This window comes from Chitinophaga rhizophila (genome assembly GCF_019492185.1).
In the GTDB taxonomy this organism is placed as follows: Bacteria; Bacteroidota; Bacteroidia; order Chitinophagales; family Chitinophagaceae; genus Chitinophaga; species Chitinophaga rhizophila.
In genome coordinates, this window is sequence record NZ_JAICCF010000001.1 from 141,643 (window position 1) to 160,225 (window position 18,583).

Here is an 18,583-nt window from a genome sequence, read left to right on the forward strand (position 1 = left end):
TAATGAGGGGGTAAAGTAAGACATCAGCCCTGATCAGGCCGTGGCCAGCACCTCAATTTGCCAGGGAAAAGTGCGGGTAAAAAAGAAAGGCGCCTCCTTTCGGGAGACGCCTTTACCATATATGAATGGGTTAGTTAGCCTATTGTCTTAATGCTTCTACTGCCGCAATCGTTTTAGGCAGATCTTTTCCTAATTTTCTGCTGCCAGTATCGGTAATAACAAAATTATCTTCAATACGTATGCCACCGAAATCGCGATAGGTAGCCAGCGTCTTATAATCTATGAAGTTACTGAGTTTATTCTCAGCTACCCAACGATCTATCAGTTCGGGGATGATATAAATACCCGGTTCCACTGTCAGTACGAAACCTGGTTTCAATTCACGGCCTAGCCGTAATGATTTCCAGCCAAACTCAGTACTCTTTCTCAGCGTATCGGAATAACCTACATACTGTTCACCCAGATCTTCCATATCATGTACGTCCAGTCCGATCATATGTCCCAGTCCGCATTGAAAGAAAAGTGTATGAACGCCGGCGGCTACTGCTTCCGCAGGATCGCCTTTCACCAGGTTCAGGGCTTTCAGTCCTTCCAGCAGTTTGACAGATGCCTGGGTATGTACTTCTTTATACTGTATACCGGGTTGCAGCAAACCGGCTGCATGATCCAGGGAGTCCAGAACTACCTGGTACATCTCACGCTGACGGGTGGTAAACTGTTTACCTACCGGGAATGTTCTGGTAAGGTCACCAGCATAGTGCATGGCTGTTTCTGCGCCTGCATCGCAGAGTATCATATGTCCTTCAGCTACTTCATTACCATGAAAGTGGTTATGGAGTACCTGCCCGTTGATGGTCAGGATAGTAGGATAAGATAATCGTCCGCCAGCTGCGAGTGCCGCTTCCTCCACTTTTGCAGCAATCTCATACTCTTTCATGCCGGGACGGGTATACTTCATGGCAGCCAGGTGCATGTCAACACTGACAGACACTGCTCTTTCCATTTCAGCTATTTCATCTGCATCTTTACATTCACGCTGTGCAATAACCGCACGGATAAGTTCCAGTGATGCATAATCTTTCAGCGCTGCAATCGGCATATCCAGCCAACTGGCGAGTTTGATTTTATTCTCAGGTCTGTAAGGCGGTAAGATATGTACACGTCTTTCAGCATCGTTAGCTTTCTTCAGCACTTCACCCAACTGTGCGTAAGGGAGCGTTTTTGCAATGGCTACGGAATCTGCAAGGTCCTGCAGAGAAGGTAGGGGGCCTGTCCAGATAATATCATCTATACCGGCTTCTCTACCGAACAGAAATTCCTCTCCGGATTCAGTGTCCAGTAAGAGTGCCAGTCCGGCGATATCAATACCTGCATAATAAAGGAAGGTGCTATCCTGACGGAAGGGATAGGTGTTGTCTGCGTAGTTCATGCTGCTGTCTTCATTCCCCATCAGGAGAATCAGACCTTTCCCGACATTGGTAGCGAGTTGTGTTCTGCGATGACTATAAACGAGCTTATCAAACAAATGTAAGTGCATATCCATTCTTGATGATCTGCGAATTTAGTGCATCGGTATCTAATGATAAAATATAATCTGCTGATCTATGCACGAAAAGGCCTCCGCGATGTTCAGCGAAGACCCTTCGTGTGTTGTTTCACATGCAAGTGTGTAGTTGTTTGTTGCAGCCGTTAAAATGTTGTGAGGCTGCTGACTGTATTAGCTTTTCTGTACGACTACCGGACGAAGTGTTTCTACCAGTGCGCCTACCTGACCAATCAGCTGATCAGAAAGACCATTCTTTTTTGCTGCTACTACCAGGTCGGCAACAAATGCATCAAAGTCTGCATTGGTTGACTTACCATTCATGCGTGGATTCTTTGCAGGATCATGTGCATCCTTCATGTTTAATCCACCGTAGGTAAAACCTTTTGCACCGGTAGCCACACAGATGAAATCTGTAAGGTTCTTACTCAGCGCTTCAAAGCCGCTGGTATTACCGCTCGTTACTTCTGCCAGTAACACAGTAAAGAATCCATTGATCTTTGCATCGCCTGCAATGACAAATATTGCACTGTCTACAACAGAACGGATACCCAGTCTTCCCTGCTCGATCTTTACGCCTGCATTAGCCGGATCATTCACCATAGCTGTACCGCCAAGAGAATCATACAAAGACATCTTTGTAACAACAGGTGCATCATCCTTCTTACAGGATTCGAATACGCCGATAGATGCAATTAATCCGAGAATAAATAACCACGCTGATTTTTTCATATGAAATTATTGATTAGCCGTTTAGAAAATATATTTGATGAAGCCGGAGATCCTGGCAGAGAAAGACTGCGCCATTGCCGGACAACCATTCTTCAGTTCCGCTTCATCGGGCACATAACGCTGTGCGGGATAGTGAAATGCTGTCTTGAAATGCTGTACTATATCGTCTGCATTTGCTTTTACAGGGAAATAAGTAAACACGGCAATATTGTTATCCGCACTAATCATCACCCTGTCCACACCCTGCTGCTGATATAACCATGCAGCTATCTTATTCGCATCCTCCTGCGAAATGTCCTGCCTGATATCAATTCTGGCCATGATACGGGTGTTCGCGCCCGGTGCTTTGGGTCTCGTTACCATATAGATATGGACCGCAAGTATTACTACGAGACAACAGGATATACCTCCGCCCCATAGCAGGATCTGCTTCAGTTTTTTGCTTATCATAAAAGGTCTGGATTATTTAACGTGATACCCTGCACACGTGCACTGGCAGGGTAGCTGGCATGTATAATATATCTGCTTCCTTGTAGGGTTTCAGTGAGTTGATGATTGTTTTACTTATTATCTAAAACCGATACATGATTAGATACGGCAATTTATTCTGCATGGTTTTCAAAAGTGAAAAGAATTTTACCGCTGCTATCCTAAAATACTTATTTTATAAAGAACAACGAATTTCCCATCGCCTAAAACCCTCTCTCACACTCATTTTAAAGTATTATTTGTTTTAGTTAGGATTCCTACCTATATTTGTGATGTCATTTATTTAACTCTCTAATTTATATCAACATGAAAAGCGTACTAATGGTATGGAGCATGGTTCTCCTCACCAGCATGACAACCTTTGCCGGAACTTTTTGCGACTCCTGCAAACGCACGAAATCAACAATTAATGAAGCTGACTATAAGATCACCTCAGCTACGGTTACACACAATAAGAAATGGGGACAGCTGGAGTTTGAAATCTTTGTAGAAGGAAAGGCTGGCAGAAGCACTTCCAAAGCCGCAGGTCAGATGAACGGCGCACCGGTAGACGGATATGTGTTTCCTACTACCCTGAAACCTGAAGATGTAGGCTTCAGCAAAACAGCGGGTATCGTTGCACTGGCACTAACAGCACATCCTGACTTTGACGATACGCCTTTATGGGATGAAGACGGCGACGGGGATTATAAGAATGATAAGATCGTCTGGCACCCGCATTGGGTAGTGCTTATTGAAGATAAACGCGTGCCCGGCGGACTGGCAGTAAAGGAATTTGATCCTGCTGATAAATCAGTTGTATTGCCTAAAACAAATCCTGGTATGCCGATGTATATGGACTCTCCTGGTTTCCAGGTGGTAACCGAAGGGAAAGCAATCAGGGTAGTAGTGCCTGATTACAGAGTACGTTTCAATACCTCCTTCAAGTACGACGCTGTTGGCGCATTTATGCAGGTTGTAACCGGTGAAGGCGGCGAACATACAAAAGGAGGCGCTATGCCAATGCTGGGTGTATACAAAGTATATAGCGTACTGTCAAAAAATCTCAGCCTCCCCTATCAGGTAAAATAATTTATTCAACCGGCGTAAGAGGAGAACATCCTTCTCCTCTTACCTTTTTAAAAACCATTCTCATGAAAGTTTCAGTATTTGACACATATGTCACCAGGAAAGACGGTGCTATTATGCACTTCGATATATTAGTCCCTTCCGATCTCCGGGATGTAGATAAGATCCACACATTCGGCCGTGAATATCTGACCCGGAAAGGTCAGGAAGGTCAGCCACTTACCACTAACGAATGCCGCTTCTGCCATATAGAGGAAGCTGACGATAATGTGGTTGCCGACATCACCGCTCATGGATATTCAATTATAGAGATGCAGGGATGTAATAATTAAAGAGCTTAATTTTACCCCTATGATGGGTAACTTACATACAATACCGTTCAATCCGGATACGCAGAACACTTCTAACGACGCTTTGATACTGGCAGCCCTTGAACGGGTAGGCGAATCGTTCCGTGTAATGCTATGGGAACAGGCCAAAGAGAATGGCCTGAGTCCCATACAAGTACAATCGCTTATCTTCCTGCATACCCATAGCGCCTCGAAAGCCACAGTTACTTACCTCTCCAAAGAATTTAATGTGACCAAGGCTACCATGAGCGATGTGGTAAAAGTACTGACAGAAAAAAAGCTGGTGGTGAGGAAAGACAATCCTGCCGATAGCAGGGCACAGGTACTTAAGCTGACTGCTGCCGGCAAAAAAGTGGCAGAAACTACCGGCGGATTTGCCAATACCCTCCTGCAATACATCGGTCAGCTGGGTGATGCGCAAAAAGCAGGACTGAAGACTATACTGCTGGAGCTGATCTACCACCTCTACCAGGAAAATATCATTACCATGCAGCGGATGTGCTTTTCCTGCACACATTTCTCGGGCGAAGGGGATCAGCATTTCTGTAACCTGCTTCGACTGCCCCTCCTGCCGGAAACATTACGGCTGGACTGCCCGGAGCACGAACTGCGGAAGGATTGACCGGTATTGTATTATTACCGTCAACGCTGACGAATATACTCTCATCAAGCACTAAATGATTCATTATGGATATCGCTGCTCAATCTGCTGACATACTCGCTAACCTCCACCTTATCAGGCAACGGATAGCGGCTGCTGCTGCTAAAGCAGGCCGGTCTGCAACAGATATACAGCTACTGCTGGCTACCAAAACAGTCGCTGCTGAAAACATTAAGGTAGCCGCAGATGCCGGAGCAACCCTGCTGGGAGAGAACAAAGTACAGGAACTGAAAGAAAAAGACTATCTGCTTGGCACACTACCGGTACAGCGGCACTTCATCGGGCATCTGCAGACAAATAAGATCAAAGACGTATTGAAATATGTTACCTGCATACAATCTGTAGACCGTCAGGAATTGGCTGAGAAACTGGACAGCCGGTTACAGTATGAGAAGCGCACTATGGATGTATTTGTACAGGTGAACACTTCTTTTGAAGAAAGCAAATTCGGCGTACACCCGGATGAAGCAATCCGGCTGCTGGAGCAAGTAAAGTCATATGGGACCCTGCAGGTAAAAGGACTGATGACCATCGGGCTTTTTGATGCAGACCCTGAAAAGGTAAGGCCGTCCTTCCGGTTGTTGCGCGAAATCAGGGACACTGCCATACAGCAGAAGCTGTTATCTCCCGATGCGGCTCACCTGAGTATGGGTATGAGCGGAGACCTGGAGACGGCTATTGAGGAAGGCGCTACCATTATCAGAGTAGGAACAGCCGTATTTGGCAAGCGGCAATACCCGGACAGTTACTATTGGAATGAGCAGGGGCAATAAGCCGGATGCATAAGCATCCGGTATAAGTACTTATTGTGCATCCCTGACAATTCGTAATATCTGATCATGATAATAAAAGCTGTTTTTCAGTTCTTTCATATCAGTGGCAACATTCTCCAACACTATCACGCTGGTTTTTGTAGCAGGAAGGTACATGTCCATAGAGATGAATCCCTGTGCTACCCCGGTCACTCCCATTTCCGGCACACTGCTTACACGTGGGATTGTCATGCCGTAACCATAATCAATTGTACCTAACGTTACATGGTCTCTGAATGCATTTTCTTTTTTAGTGATCATCAGCTGATAGGCGCTATCAGATAGCAACTTACCTCCATGCAGCTGATTATTCCATTTCACCAGATCCTCTGCAGCCGATACCAGTCCGCCGGCGGCGGCAAATACGTCCAGATAAGCCGCTTCTTCCACCCGTGCTCCGTTTTCAATGCGGTATCCTTTACAGAGACGCGTATAGGTTCTGCCACGTGGATGAGAACTATGCGTCATGCCACATGCTTTAAATAAGTCATTACAAAGATCAGGAAATGATTGTCCGGAGCTCTTCTCAACAATCTGCGACAGCAGGTCATAACTTCTGAAGCCATACTGAAAGCGGCTGCCTGGAGTAAATGACAAAGGTTTGTCCAGCTCTGTAATACCATGCGTATGTGCCAGCAGCTGATGTATAGTTACGCTGTCTGCCCAGGAAGAAGTTATTGCCGGCAGGTATTTACCAATGGGATCCTGCAGGTGAATACGTCCTTTATCAACCTCCCGCAGTACGATCACAGCTGTAATCTGTTTGCTGATTGAGCCGATTATGAACTGGTGCTGCCGGGTCATTTCTTTCTTCTGATCAAAATCAGCATATCCCATTGCTTTACTGTAAACGTTTTTTTCGCCATTACTGATGCAGATCACTCCATTAAACCGTGTTGCCGAAGGGGCACGAAGTAAGGAGTCTATACGGTGCGCTACCGTATGTTGTTGTGCGAATAACTGACTGAATGAAAAGCAGATGGCTACCAGGATAAGTATACATCGGTGGATAATGCCTGAGCTCTTGATCTCCTCACCTTCATAGGCCGCTGCTACACCGGTAGCCTCCAGCGCCTGGCTGATACTATTCACAGTATCCTTGTTTTCATTTCCCCACTTATCCATCGCACCGATGATGTGCAACAGGCTTTTACCTTTTTCTGTCAGATGATAGGTTACTTTTAATGGATATCCCGGGTAGACAGTTTTCCCGATGATCTGGTAGTCTTCCAGTTCCTTCAGCTGCATATTGATTACCCGTGCAGGTGCTTCAGGGATGTTTCGATGCAGCTCACTCGGGCGGTTTATACCCTTATTGATGCCATCGATAATACAGGCTTTCCATTTACCACCCAGCACCTTATTGGTAACAGTGATCCCACAGTCCAGCATTTCCGGGATTTTCTTCTCATACATGGTTAACGTCGTTTGCTGTAAGTTCGGCATTTTTAAGCGTAATCAGCAAACCTTCTTCCTCAAAGCTCTGCTCCAGGCATAGGGAATTATTTCTCCCTACTGAATCTTTTCTCCCTTATTGGCCGGCGGTGCGCTACAGGGCAATTTTGTGTCATCAACAATTCAATTCTTTATCATGACAACAACAACACATCTCCCCGCAGTAGCGGTAATAGGAGCAGGTATGATGGGCGCAACACTTGCCAGGCTGTTACTGGATGGCGGTTATACCGTAACCGTTTGGAACAGAACGACTGAGAAGACAGTGTCCCTGGTAGCTGCCGGCGCTCATGCAGCCGCTGATCCCGCCCGGGCAATACAACAGGCCGAAATAGTAGTGGTGTGTGTACATGACTACCAGGCTACTATGGAGATATTCAACTACCCTGGCGTTAGTGCAGCCCTGGATGGCAAACTGATTATCCAGCTCACGAGTGGAAGTCCGCAGGAAGCTGCCGGCATCGAATCCTGGTCGCATCAGCAGGGCGCTCAGTACATCGACGGCGCTATACAGGCCGGTCCTTCACAAATGGGCAGACCGGATACACCTATTCTTGTGTCAGGAGCGGCAACCGCCTATGAAAGAGCCTTGCCACTATTACAGGCATTTGGCGGCGGACTATCCTGGCTGGGAGAAAAGGTAAGTCTGGCAGCGGCAATGGACCTGGCCACCCTGTCTTACATATATGGTACAACGTTGGGGTTCTTCCATGGTATCAGGGTGGTGGAAAGCGCCGGACTACCGGTAGACCATTTTGGTGAGCTGGTAGCTGGTATTGCACCCTCCTTCGGCGAGTTTCTTCAGCATCAGGGCAACGTAGTGCACAGCGGGGATTACAGTATTTCTCAAAGTCCGCTGAGTATTTCTGTAGATGCCGTGGAAAGGATACTGCAACAGGCCCGTGAAGCCGGGATCAACGACGAGTTTCCCCGGTATGCCGCAAGCCTGTTCCGCCGTGCAGCAGCAGCAGGGTATAATAATCAGGAAGTAGCGGCGGTGGTGAAAGTACTCAGGAGTGAAAGTCTTCAGTCCCAGTAGCAGTACGCCCTATTTGCAGATCATGTGCGGGTAACTCTGCAGGCTGATAAATTATGATTAATTTAGGGGCGGCAAGATAACAACCACATGAATCTGCATTCGTTTCCAGATAGTCCATTTAAGATACAACTCAGTTTTTACCAGATAGCCGCGCAGCTTGAACAGCAGGCAGCAGGAGCAGCAGGAGAAACTGCGGATCGGGCCAAAGCACTGCTGGCAGAGATAGCGCTACATCCGGAACTGATAGAGGGATTGACCACGCCGGACCAGATAGCAGCGAATGAAGACCTGATACACCGGCTGCTGGCAGACTACTTCCCTGCCAGCCTTACCATGAACGAAATAAAGGCCGTCAATCTGCCATATGTAGATCTTATCCTGAATCCAACACAGCGTTTTCAGAATATCATGAAGGCCGCAGGACCGGATTTTTCATTTGCGATCAGGGATTTTGACGAGCACCAGTTCTATGTACTGAGCTGCTGTATCATCCTCAATGAGTTTTATGGGACGACCCTGGACTTTGGCAAGCCGTTTTTTTACGATATTCCTACTGCGGATGGTGTGATTAAACATTACCGCATTCTGTATAATGCAGATTTTCTGGACATCCTGCCAACGGGCAATACGCCGACACTAACACAGGAAGACATTGACCTGTTACTAAACAGCTATGACGATCTTGCGCTCTGGAAGGCCAAGTTTCCCAAAGAGAGCTGGATCCTGAAAGGATTTGCTATTATGACACTGTATGATGCCACAGTGGAAAATGCCGTGTCTATTTTTAAAGAAAAACTACTGGGTATCAACACCGCAGGTTTTGAAGATAAGATACAGTCAATCTTCCGGTCCATTTACCGCATTCCCGATATAAAAGTAGGTTTCACATTGTATAACCCCGAAGATGATCATTTCACCGCTGATCCTTTCGGGCTGCAACAGATGCATAGCTTTATTGTGCAGGGAAATAAGAGTGATGAAGCCCGCAAGTTGCTCTGTACCTATTCATATGGATGCGTTGTGAAAGAAAAACGGTACTTCGCCGTGTCTGATATGGAAGAATATCTGAAGCAGGATCCGCAGAACCGGTTAGGCAATTTCTTTTATAAGAAGGGTATCAGGAGTTTCATCCTGGCTCCGGTTGTTAAGAATGGTCACCTGCTGGGAGTGGTTGAGATGGTATCTATCCGCGCCAAAGAACTGAACAGCATCAACGCCAATAAACTGGAGGTTGTTATGCCTTTCCTCACTGATACAGTAGAAAGATTGCTGGCAGAAATGCAGAATGAGCTCCAGGCGGTGATACAAAGTAAGTATACCTCCATACATGAAAGCGTATACTGGAAATTCAGAAAAGAGGCTGAACGGCTGATTGCACATCATCACGCCGGGAAGGAATATACTCCCCACGAAATAGTATTCCGCGATGTATATCCGCTGTATGGACAGATTGATATCAAAGGCTCTTCGGAGGTACGGAACAACAGTGTGCAGGAAGACCTTTCCTTACAGGTAAAGACACTTTCGCAGTTACTGAGTCAACTGGGCTCCTTTGAGGCTATACAGGAACAGTTGCGGCAGTACCTGTTTGAACTGTCTTTTCCATTAAAGGCCAGTACAGAGCAGCAGATTACCGCCTATCTGGTCAGTGAGATACATCCATTGTTACAACCGCACGCCGCTCATCCGGATGTGGCTGCCTACTTCGCCAACAATGACAGGGTCTATGGCAGTTTTCATCTGCAACGCAGAAAGTATGAGTCTACGATAGCTGCTATCAATGACAAGCTGACCGGCATTATTGACAAGGCACAGGTAACCGCGCAGCAAACTTTCCCGCATTACTTTGAAAGGTTCAAGACAGATGGCGTAGAGCACAATCTGTATATTGGTCATTCGATTGCCCCTAAACAGCCTTTTGACCTGCAAAAGTTACATACCCTGCGGCTATGGCAATTGCAGACATTGTGTAAGATGGAGATGGCCCATCATCAGTTGAAGCCACAGCTTCCTTTTGCACTGGAGGTGACCAGTCTTATACTGGTATACCATTCCACTATTTCCATCCGCTTCAGAATGGATGAGAAGAGATTTGATGTGGATGGCAGTTACAATGCACGATTTGAGATCGTAAAAAAACGGATCGATAAGGCATGTATTAAAGATACTAACGAGCGTATTACCCAGTCGGGGAAGATCACCATTGTCTATTCCAACAACGCGGAAGAAGCAGAATACCTGGCGTACATCGGGCAACTGCAATTGCAGTCGCTGCTGGAGGGGGATATTGAGCAGTTTGAGGTAGAAGATCTGCAGGGCGTGTCCGGACTGAGGGCGATCCGTATTAAAATTGTGCATGACGCAGGCATCCCCTCCTGCTGACATGCAGCTGGGGCATTACTAGCAGGCCAAGAAATGGTAATTGTCCTATGAAAGGACATTACACCCGCAACCGTGGCATTGATTACCGTGAACCGATGGTAGTACATCCGCCAGATGCAGGGGCAACGCCCTGACAATAGGACAATTAAATGAATGGAGAGGGCCGTTTATACTAGCGGGTGAATTTCTCCCACCCCTGTATAGACGGACGGTTACAGGTCATGGCCTGGGTACCGTTTTCGCTGGAAACATATGCTCCGTTACTACCACGGAGCGAGAATGTGCCGTCACCATTGTCTACCCAGTCAAATTTCTCCCAGTCCTGGATAGTGGTACGGCTACAGGTCATGGCCTGGGTGCCGTTTTCTGATGATACATATTTGCCTTGACTACGCAGTGCTATTTTACCGCCGCCGGCATCTACTACGGTGAACTGTTCCCACCCCTGTGCAGTAGTACGGCTGCAGGTCATGGCCTGTGCCCCGTTTTCACCACTGACAAAAGCGCCGTTACTACCCCGCATGGTGATAGTAGATCCGATTGGAGCGGAGCCGGTAGTTTCCGTAATACGGTACACCCTTACATAGTCTACCAGCATAGACGCCGGCAGTGCGTTATCGTTGATGGTATTGCCTGGCAGGTTGCCTCCAACTGCTACGTTCAGCAGGATAAAGAACGGGCGGTGGAACTCTTCGGTACCATTCACGTTGTTGAGGATATTCGCTTCATGGTACTGTACGCCGTCTACATACCAGCGGATGGCAGCCGCATCCCACTCCACTGCATAAATGTGGTAATCGGTCGGCGTAGTCGTAGTGTTACCGCCGTAATAGGAGTAAGAAGTGTTAAACCAGTGGATAGTACCCAGGATGCTATTGCCGGTGTTAACATGCTCCATAATGTCTATCTCGCCGCAGGCAGGCCAGCCGGCACCGGTACTGATACTGTTACCCAGCATCCAGAACGCAGGCCAGAGTCCCTGAATTGCCGGCAGTTTGATACGGGCCTCTATACGGCCGTAGGTGGTCGAGAACTTACCGCCGTTGGTATTAATACGGCCGGAGGTGTAGGGCTGTCCGCTGACCGTCTGCTTACGGGCAGTAATGACCAGGTTACCATTACTGACAGCAACATTCTGCGACTGGTAATACTGTTTTTCATTGTTTACACCAAGGTTGCCATTTTCATACTGCCATTTACTGGTATTGAGGCTGGTGCCATCAAATTCGTCAGACCATATCAGCTGATAAGACCTGGCAGCAGCCTGTACTGCGCCAACAGTTTTGTCATCTGCCGACAACCTGGGTGACTGGTCTGGTTTGCTTTCTTTTGTACAGGAGGTAACAGCAGCGGTGAGCAGCAGCATGCTCACAAACGTGGAAAAGGTTTGTTTCTTCATAACTAAGTAATTCCGGGTTTCGTGGAATCCGCGTATGTCATAACGCGGAAAGAAAGGTTTATTTGACTCCGGACAAAGGTGCAGTTAATTTCTATCCAACATCATTTCGGGGGTACGTCTAATCTACTACAACAACAAGATAGTTCACTGATAATCAATAAAGATTGTTTACGTCAGCATTACTTCCCGCCGGATTATTGTTATTTTTAGAGAAACGTTATGAGAAATGAACAAGCTGTCGCTGCTTGTGCTGTCTATCCTATGGACAACAATTATCCACGCACAACAAATCATCGGTTTGCCACCGATTGTGAACTATACCCGCCAGCAATATCCGGGTGGCGGTCAGACATGGGACCTGGATATGGACAAAAACGGCATGCTCTATTTTGCCAATAACGAAGGACTGATGACCTTCAATGGTCATTCCTGGAATCTACTGCCCGTACCTAACCATACCCGTTTACGTGCCGTTAAAACAGACAGGGATGGACGTATCTATGTAGGTGCGCAGGATGACTTCGGGTATTACCTGGCAGATGCCGACGGCGTACTGCGATATACCTCGCTGAAACCGGCAGTAAAGAATGACAAAGACCAGTTTGCAGATATCTGGGATATCGTTATGTATGAGAACGGGATCTTTTTCAGAAGTACCAACAAGATCTTCTATTATGACCGGGAGAAAATTCAGGTATACCCCGCCCGCTCCGAATGGCTGGCATTGTTTCAGGCCGGCGGGAAACTGTTTGCACAGGACAGGTCAACCGGATTGCTGCAGTTCAAAAACGGCAGCTGGGAGCTGAGCTGTAAAACTATTGCCGACGAAGAGATGCTGGTAAGGGGATTGACAGATGGCGGTGGCGATACTGTACTGATATACACCCTGAAACATGGGATCTTCCAATTGCATGAAGGGCAGCTGACGCCGCTGCGCACAGCAGCAGATAACCTCTTCCGGGAGAAGCAGATCTATTGTGCAAAGATCTGGGGCGACCGGCAACTGCTGATCGGCACCTCTTATGGAGGCTGTTATATTGTAGACCGGATAACAGGACACGTCATTCAGCGATTTACCATAGAAGAAGGGTTACAGCATAACAGTGTGCTGGAGATCTTTACAGACCGTGCCAGAAACATCTGGCTGACACTGGACAATGGTATTGATATGGTGAGGTATAATACGGCCGTTAAACAGATATTACCCGACGGCAAACGGTATCTGACATCTTATGCCGCCACCGTCTTCCGGAACCAGTTGTATATCGGCACATCAGATGGTGTATATAGCACTCCGGTAGATACCCGGCAGGATCTCAGCTTTCAGGAGGGACGATTCCGGCGGGTGGCAAAAACACAAGGCCAGGTATGGAACCTCAGCCAGATAGGATCGCACCTGCTGATGGGACATCATGAAGGCGCTTTTGAGATCAGGAACGACCAGGCCATTCCATTATCCGGCCGTAGCGGGTGCTGGTTGTTCCAGCCCTTCTCACCTTATATACTGGCGGGTGGTTATACGGGGCTGCAGCTGATCCACCAGGATGGTCAGGCGCTGAAAGGTGCTGACCGGGTCAGGGGACTGTTTGAATCCCTTCGTTTTCTGACAGTAGACGACGATGGCATTGTATGGGCCTCGCATCCTTACCGGGGCGTATTCAGGATGCAGGTAGCCGGCGACACCCTGTTACAATATACCCTTTACACCAGTAAAGACGGTTTACCTGCGGATAATAACAATTTTGTCTTCAGGATACGGAAAAAGACCCTGATAGCTACACAGCAGGGCGTATATGAATACGATGCAGCAAAGAACAGGTTTGTACCATCGGCCTGGTTATACCCCGTACTCAAGGATATCCCTTTGCAGCAGCTGGCAGAAGATGCCTCCGGCAATATCTGGTTTGTGTCAGACAAGGTGCCGGGCGTGATTGACTTTCACAAGCCCCGACCCGGACATGCTTTCAGTGTGGTGTACTTCCCTGAGTTAAAGGGGCAGGTAGTCAGCGGGTTTGAGTTTGTATACCCTTATAACGACGAGAACATTTTCGTCGGCGCAGAAAAAGGGATGTACCACATCAATTACCGGCACTACCGTCATGCACGGGATCTGCCGGTGGTATTGATTGGTCAGGTCAGCGCACATGGGAAAAGGGATAGTTTGTTGTTCGGCGGGTACCATCCTCCGGGCCATCCTTCTTTTAAATCCATGCCGCATGCCTATTCCGGATTTCACTTTGAATATGCCTCGCCGGTATATAGTCAGGGTAATACCATCGAATACAGTTACCGGCTGGCAGGTTTTGACCAGGAATGGAGTGAATGGTCGGCGAAGACAGAGAAAGACTATACTAACCTGCCCTATGGTTATTACAGCTTCTCTGTCAGGGCTAAAGATAATTTAGGGAACATCTCTGCTCCGGCAGTATATGCTTTCAGGATATTGCCCGCCTGGTATCAGACGGCAGCAGCAAAGAGCCTATATGTAATGACGGCGCTGGCCTTGCTGTTGTGGGGCTACATTTACCAGAAGAAGCAATTCATCCGCCAGCGAAAACGGTATCAGCAGAAGCAGGAGCAGCTGATATTACGCCATAAGTATGAAAAGGAGCAGCGGGAGAAAGAACTGATCCGGCTGCAGAATGAAAAGCTGACCGCAGAAGTGCGGTTTAAGAACAAAGAGCTGGCCTCTGCAACGATGTATCTGCTGCACCGGGGGAAGGTATTGTCCAATATCAAGGAAGAGCTGCTGGCGGCTGTTAAGAAGCTGGAGCCGCCGGCAGGCGCGTTTAAAAAAGTACTACGGTTGTTTGAAGAAGCCGAGAATAACGAAGAAGACTGGGAGCAGTTTTCAAAGCATTTTGACGAAGTACACAACAATTTCCTGTTTACTTTAAAGCGGCGTTACCCGGAGCTGAGTACCACAGATCTGAAATTGTGCGCCTATCTTCGTATCAACCTGACAACCAAAGAGATCGCACAATCCCTGGGTATCTCGGTACGGGGAGTAGAAACCAGCAGATACCGGTTAAGGAAGAAGCTGGATCTGGCGGCAGAAACGAGCCTGTACGACTTCCTGCTGGCAGTAGCCGATCCTAATGCAAATCCAATACAGCATTGAGTTTCGACGCACAAATATTCTGCCCGAAAAACGGTGTATTGACACTGGATCGCAGTCAATTTACGGAACTTTGTGTATCCTGAAAATCTTAAAATATCACGTTCACGTTATCTTAAAATTAACCACATGAAGAGCCGGTTTTACACATTAAACATGGTGAAAAGGAGCGTTGTACTTGCAGCAATGCTTTGTCTTTCACTGTTTACATTTTCCACTTATGCCCAGCGGCAGCTTGTCTGGGAAGAAAACTTCACTACTGCCACCCTTAATCCGCAGACCTGGGCCTATGAGACAGGCGACGGCTGTAACAAGGGCAATTGCGGCTGGGGAAATGCGGAGCTGGAATACTATACCAACCGCACCGAAAACGTCAGAATTGAGAACGGCCGCCTGATCATTGAAGCCCGGCGGGAGGATATGGGAGGTAAGCCTTTCACATCCGGCCGTATCAAAACAGCCGGCAGGGTTACCTTCCGTTATGGGGCACTGGAGGCGCGCATTAAAGTGCCGAAGGTAGGTAATGGCTTATGGCCCGCCTTCTGGTTACTCGGAGCTACTGGCGGTACCTGGCCGCATAACGGTGAGGTAGACATCCTTGAGATGGGATTTGCCGGTGCCATTGCCGCCGGAAAGGCGAATAACACCGTGAGTGCAGCTACACACTGGTGGACTGAAAATCCAGGCGGTTATACCGGCCATGCCACCTATGCCAAGGATACCGTAGCAAATGGCGTAGACCTCAGCGACGACTATCACTTGTATAAGCTGGAGTGGGATCCGCAGTACCTGACCATCTTCCTGGATAACAGTCCGTATTACCGGATTGCCATTAACGGCGGCAATGGATTTGAAGCCTTCCACCAGCCGTTCTATATCTTGCTGAATCTTGCGGTAGGCGGTAACTACCCCGGCATACATTCACCCGCCGGAGTAACCGCTCCCCTGCCCGGCCGTATGGAGATTGACTACCTGCGGTTGTACCAGGACCGCAGACAGGGAGAAGAACTGATACTGGCAACAAACAATGCGCCCGAAGGTAATTACGGCGTTTTTACAGACAATGCAGCCATTACCAATAAGGTTGTCTTCGGACAAGGCGCTAACCTGTATCTCTGGAATAACATTACTAACATCACCTCCCCTGCACCCACTCCGTTTGAAGGTAGCAATGTATGGGCATTCCGTGCCAATGCCGGCGTATGGTATGGTCTGGGTGTAGCGAATGATGTAGTAAACCTGAGTAACTATGCCGGCGGCAGTCTGAAGTTCCATATGAAAACCATTTCTACTGCCCCATTTAAGATTGGAATAGCAGCCGACGGAGCAGAAGGCTGGGTGAACTTCACCGGTAGCAATGAATACGGCCTGGTCAGAGACGGCCAATGGCATGAAGTAACAATACCGGTAAGTGCATTCGGCACGCTGGATCTGTTGCAGATCACACAGCTGTTTATGTTCTCAGGCGATGCGCCAGGAGCAGCGGCAGACTTCTACTTTGACAACATCTATTATACAGGCGGCGTATCGGCAAATCCGGCACCAACTGTAGCGATTACCAATATTGCTAATGAAACGGTGTATACAACGCCCGCATCTGTCGCTATACAGACGAACGCAAGCGATCCTAACGGCAGCATCAGCAAGGTCGATTTTTATAATGGCACGTACTACCTGGGGACCAGTACAACAGCGCCGTTTAATTATACGTGGCAGCCAGCGGCACAAGGTATATATCAGCTGGTAGCAAAGGCAACAGACAATCAGCAAAAGACGACAACCTCCAAACCTGTGACTATACTGGTAGCAGCACCGGGTAATACACCGCCTCAGATCAGTATTACATCACCCACAACAGCTACACCTTACCGTACACCAGCCAAGGTAGTGATCAATACAAACGTCTCTGACAATGGACTGATTTACAAAGTGGAGTTTTACAATGGCAGCACCCTTTTAGGTACGGTTAGCAAACCACCATATACTTATACATGGGAGAATGTGCCACAGGGAACTTACACGATCACTGCAAAAGCCACGGATAATGGTAAGCTGAGTACCACATCGCCCCCCGTAACCATCACCGTAAGAGACAATAAGATTCTCGCTAACAGGTATGGTATTTATAGTGAAGATCCCGGTATAACCGAAAGGCTGACTTATGGACTGGACGCCAATCTGTACGTATGGAATAATCTGTCGGCCGTTAGTGGAGCAGCTCCTTACGAGGGTACGGAGGTGATGGCTTTTACAGCAGCTGGTGGCAGCTGGTTTGGTGCAGGAGTGGCAAATGACATACGCGACCTGAGTCACTATCGTAATGGATTCCTGAAGTTTCAGTTTAAAACCACTTACCAGGGACAGTTCAGGTTTACTATAATCTCACAGAGCGGAGAGCAGGCAATTAACTTTGCTCCTGGTGAGCAGAAGCTCGGGCTGATCAGAGACGGGCAATGGCATGAAGTAAGTATACCTGTGAGTTCGCTGACAGGCATAGACCTGACCAGGATCACACAGGCCTTCACTTTCTCCGGAGATGCTCCAGCGGCAGCAGCCAGCTTCTATATCGACAACATCTACTACGTTACCCCGGATACCACCAGCGTACAGACTAACCTGGCGCTGAACAAACCAGTGGTGACCACCTCTTATGAAAACATTTCGTTTGAAGGGAAGTATGCAGTAGATGGCAATATCAATACACGCTGGTCCAGTGTCTTTGGCGATCCGCAGTCTATTACGGTAGATCTGGGCGCAGATTACAATATCAATAGGGTGAAGATTACCTGGGAGGCAGCAGCAGGAAAAGACTACGCCATCCAGGTATCCAATGATGGAGCTACCTGGACAGCGCTGCGGACGGTAACCAACAACAGTACATTAGTGAATGATTTCACCGGATTGTCAGGACATGGCCGTTATCTCCGGATTTACGGTACTGCCAGGACGACGGTATATGGCTATTCGATCTTTGAACTGGAAGCATATGGCAGCCTACGTAGCAGCAGTAGTATGTTAAGCAGTCCATCGACATCAAGGGTATCAGCAAATAACAGCTGGGAAGCATGGGTTTATCCGAATCCTGTGGTAGATGACAGGATTCAGATACGCAGCAATGAGGCTATCCGCCAGCTACGGATAGTAGATCTCAACGGGCGTACCTGGTCTATGCAGCAATTATCTCAGGAGGGTAAGGTATCATCTACATACAGTGCAGATGTAAGTCGCTTACCGGCAGGAATTTACTTCATTCAATTACAAAATAGCACACAGCAGCAATTGATACTGAAGTTTGTTAAGCAATAAGTAATAATTTGTTAACAGCCGGCACGTGTATTTATATACGTTATACAGCGTGCCGGCTGTTCTTTTGGAATATTATGGCCGGTGTCTGTTATACTTGTATGAGTATAACATGAAAATTCACTGAGTAGTTGATACAAGTTATCAGGTTATGTTTGTAAATTGTTGTCTGACAAAAACCATTTGAAAACCTATCCTCAGATATAACTATTTCGTATTCCCTAGACTAACG

At 47.7% G+C, this 18,583-nt stretch carries 13 protein-coding genes; 8 read left to right on the top strand and 5 right to left on the bottom strand.

The features are described from left to right. Positions 1 to 139 precede the first annotated feature (139 nt). The 3 genes from K1Y79_RS00585 to K1Y79_RS00595 form a co-directional block, all read right to left on the bottom strand. Entirely contained in the window at positions 140 to 1,537 is a 1,398-nt protein-coding gene (locus tag K1Y79_RS00585) for an aminopeptidase P family protein (protein WP_220248052.1), read from the bottom strand. A gap of 180 nt (positions 1,538 to 1,717) precedes the next feature. Beyond that, the gene (locus K1Y79_RS00590) at positions 1,718 to 2,275 is read right to left on the bottom strand and encodes a globin family protein (RefSeq protein WP_220248053.1); all 558 of its coding nucleotides are present in this window, start codon (positions 2,273 to 2,275) and stop codon (positions 1,718 to 1,720) included. Between the two features lie 21 nt (positions 2,276 to 2,296). Further along, positions 2,297 to 2,725 carry a hypothetical protein gene (locus K1Y79_RS00595; RefSeq protein WP_220248054.1) on the bottom strand — a complete coding sequence of 143 codons (429 nt, stop codon included), beginning with the start codon at positions 2,723 to 2,725 and terminating at the stop codon, positions 2,297 to 2,299. Between the two features lie 345 nt (positions 2,726 to 3,070). Between K1Y79_RS00595 and K1Y79_RS00600 the strand changes: the two genes are divergently transcribed. The 4 genes from K1Y79_RS00600 to K1Y79_RS00615 all read left to right on the top strand — a co-directional run bounded on the left by K1Y79_RS00600 (position 3,071) and on the right by K1Y79_RS00615 (position 5,616). Continuing rightward, positions 3,071 to 3,835 carry a hypothetical protein gene (locus tag K1Y79_RS00600; RefSeq protein WP_220248055.1) on the top strand — a complete coding sequence of 255 codons (765 nt, stop codon included), beginning with the start codon at positions 3,071 to 3,073 and terminating at the stop codon, positions 3,833 to 3,835. Between the two features lie 62 nt (positions 3,836 to 3,897). Beyond that, a complete protein-coding gene (locus tag K1Y79_RS00605) occupies positions 3,898 to 4,164 on the top strand; it encodes a DUF2024 family protein (protein WP_220248056.1) in 267 nt (88 codons plus the stop codon). A 19-nt stretch (positions 4,165 to 4,183) separates the two neighbouring features. Continuing rightward, the gene (locus K1Y79_RS00610; protein WP_236059435.1) at positions 4,184 to 4,804 is read left to right on the top strand and encodes a MarR family winged helix-turn-helix transcriptional regulator; all 621 of its coding nucleotides are present in this window, start codon (positions 4,184 to 4,186) and stop codon (positions 4,802 to 4,804) included. A 65-nt stretch (positions 4,805 to 4,869) separates the two neighbouring features. Further along, the gene (locus K1Y79_RS00615) at positions 4,870 to 5,616 is read left to right on the top strand and encodes a YggS family pyridoxal phosphate-dependent enzyme (protein WP_220248057.1); all 747 of its coding nucleotides are present in this window, start codon (positions 4,870 to 4,872) and stop codon (positions 5,614 to 5,616) included. 30 nt (positions 5,617 to 5,646) lie between these two features. Here K1Y79_RS00615 and K1Y79_RS00620 read toward each other — a convergent pair whose 3' ends face one another. Continuing rightward, positions 5,647 to 7,071, bottom strand: a complete 1,425-nt coding sequence (locus tag K1Y79_RS00620) for a serine hydrolase (RefSeq protein ID WP_220248058.1) — start codon at positions 7,069 to 7,071, stop codon at positions 5,647 to 5,649. Between the two features lie 175 nt (positions 7,072 to 7,246). On the opposite strand from K1Y79_RS00620, the gene K1Y79_RS00625 reads away from it, so the two are divergent. Further along, the gene (locus K1Y79_RS00625; protein WP_220248059.1) at positions 7,247 to 8,149 is read left to right on the top strand and encodes an NAD(P)-dependent oxidoreductase; all 903 of its coding nucleotides are present in this window, start codon (positions 7,247 to 7,249) and stop codon (positions 8,147 to 8,149) included. 87 nt (positions 8,150 to 8,236) lie between these two features. Continuing rightward, a complete protein-coding gene (locus K1Y79_RS00630; RefSeq protein WP_220248060.1) occupies positions 8,237 to 10,531 on the top strand; it encodes a GAF domain-containing protein in 2,295 nt (764 codons plus the stop codon). A 172-nt stretch (positions 10,532 to 10,703) separates the two neighbouring features. On the opposite strand, the gene K1Y79_RS00635 is transcribed toward K1Y79_RS00630, so the two are convergent. After that, positions 10,704 to 11,930, bottom strand: a complete 1,227-nt coding sequence (locus K1Y79_RS00635; RefSeq protein WP_220248061.1) for a family 16 glycosylhydrolase — start codon at positions 11,928 to 11,930, stop codon at positions 10,704 to 10,706. Between the two features lie 226 nt (positions 11,931 to 12,156). Between K1Y79_RS00635 and K1Y79_RS00640 the strand changes: the two genes are divergently transcribed. Together K1Y79_RS00640 and K1Y79_RS00645 are read left to right on the top strand one after the other, a co-directional pair. Next, positions 12,157 to 15,051, top strand: a complete 2,895-nt coding sequence (locus tag K1Y79_RS00640; RefSeq protein WP_220248062.1) for a ligand-binding sensor domain-containing protein — start codon at positions 12,157 to 12,159, stop codon at positions 15,049 to 15,051. Positions 15,052 to 15,177: 126 nt separating this feature from the next. After that, the gene (locus tag K1Y79_RS00645) at positions 15,178 to 18,354 is read left to right on the top strand and encodes an Ig-like domain-containing protein (RefSeq protein ID WP_220248063.1); all 3,177 of its coding nucleotides are present in this window, start codon (positions 15,178 to 15,180) and stop codon (positions 18,352 to 18,354) included. The last annotated feature ends 229 nt before the right edge of the window (positions 18,355 to 18,583 follow it).

What these genes read in the sequence shown, in the direction of transcription:
- K1Y79_RS00585 (WP_220248052.1), bottom strand. Translation starts at nt 1,537, where the DNA reads ATGCACTTACATTTGTTTGATAAGCTCGTTTATAGTCATCGCAGAACA.
- K1Y79_RS00590 (WP_220248053.1), bottom strand. Translation starts at nt 2,275, where the DNA reads ATGAAAAAATCAGCGTGGTTATTTATTCTCGGATTAATTGCATCTATC.
- K1Y79_RS00595 (WP_220248054.1), bottom strand. Translation starts at nt 2,725, where the DNA reads ATGATAAGCAAAAAACTGAAGCAGATCCTGCTATGGGGCGGAGGTATA.
- K1Y79_RS00600 (WP_220248055.1), top strand. Translation starts at nt 3,071, where the DNA reads ATGAAAAGCGTACTAATGGTATGGAGCATGGTTCTCCTCACCAGCATG.
- K1Y79_RS00605 (WP_220248056.1), top strand. Translation starts at nt 3,898, where the DNA reads ATGAAAGTTTCAGTATTTGACACATATGTCACCAGGAAAGACGGTGCT.
- K1Y79_RS00610 (WP_236059435.1), top strand. Translation starts at nt 4,184, where the DNA reads ATGATGGGTAACTTACATACAATACCGTTCAATCCGGATACGCAGAAC.
- K1Y79_RS00615 (WP_220248057.1), top strand. Translation starts at nt 4,870, where the DNA reads ATGGATATCGCTGCTCAATCTGCTGACATACTCGCTAACCTCCACCTT.
- K1Y79_RS00620 (WP_220248058.1), bottom strand. Translation starts at nt 7,071, where the DNA reads ATGTATGAGAAGAAAATCCCGGAAATGCTGGACTGTGGGATCACTGTT.
- K1Y79_RS00625 (WP_220248059.1), top strand. Translation starts at nt 7,247, where the DNA reads ATGACAACAACAACACATCTCCCCGCAGTAGCGGTAATAGGAGCAGGT.
- K1Y79_RS00630 (WP_220248060.1), top strand. Translation starts at nt 8,237, where the DNA reads ATGAATCTGCATTCGTTTCCAGATAGTCCATTTAAGATACAACTCAGT.
- K1Y79_RS00635 (WP_220248061.1), bottom strand. Translation starts at nt 11,930, where the DNA reads ATGAAGAAACAAACCTTTTCCACGTTTGTGAGCATGCTGCTGCTCACC.
- K1Y79_RS00640 (WP_220248062.1), top strand. Translation starts at nt 12,157, where the DNA reads ATGAACAAGCTGTCGCTGCTTGTGCTGTCTATCCTATGGACAACAATT.
- K1Y79_RS00645 (WP_220248063.1), top strand. Translation starts at nt 15,178, where the DNA reads ATGAAGAGCCGGTTTTACACATTAAACATGGTGAAAAGGAGCGTTGTA.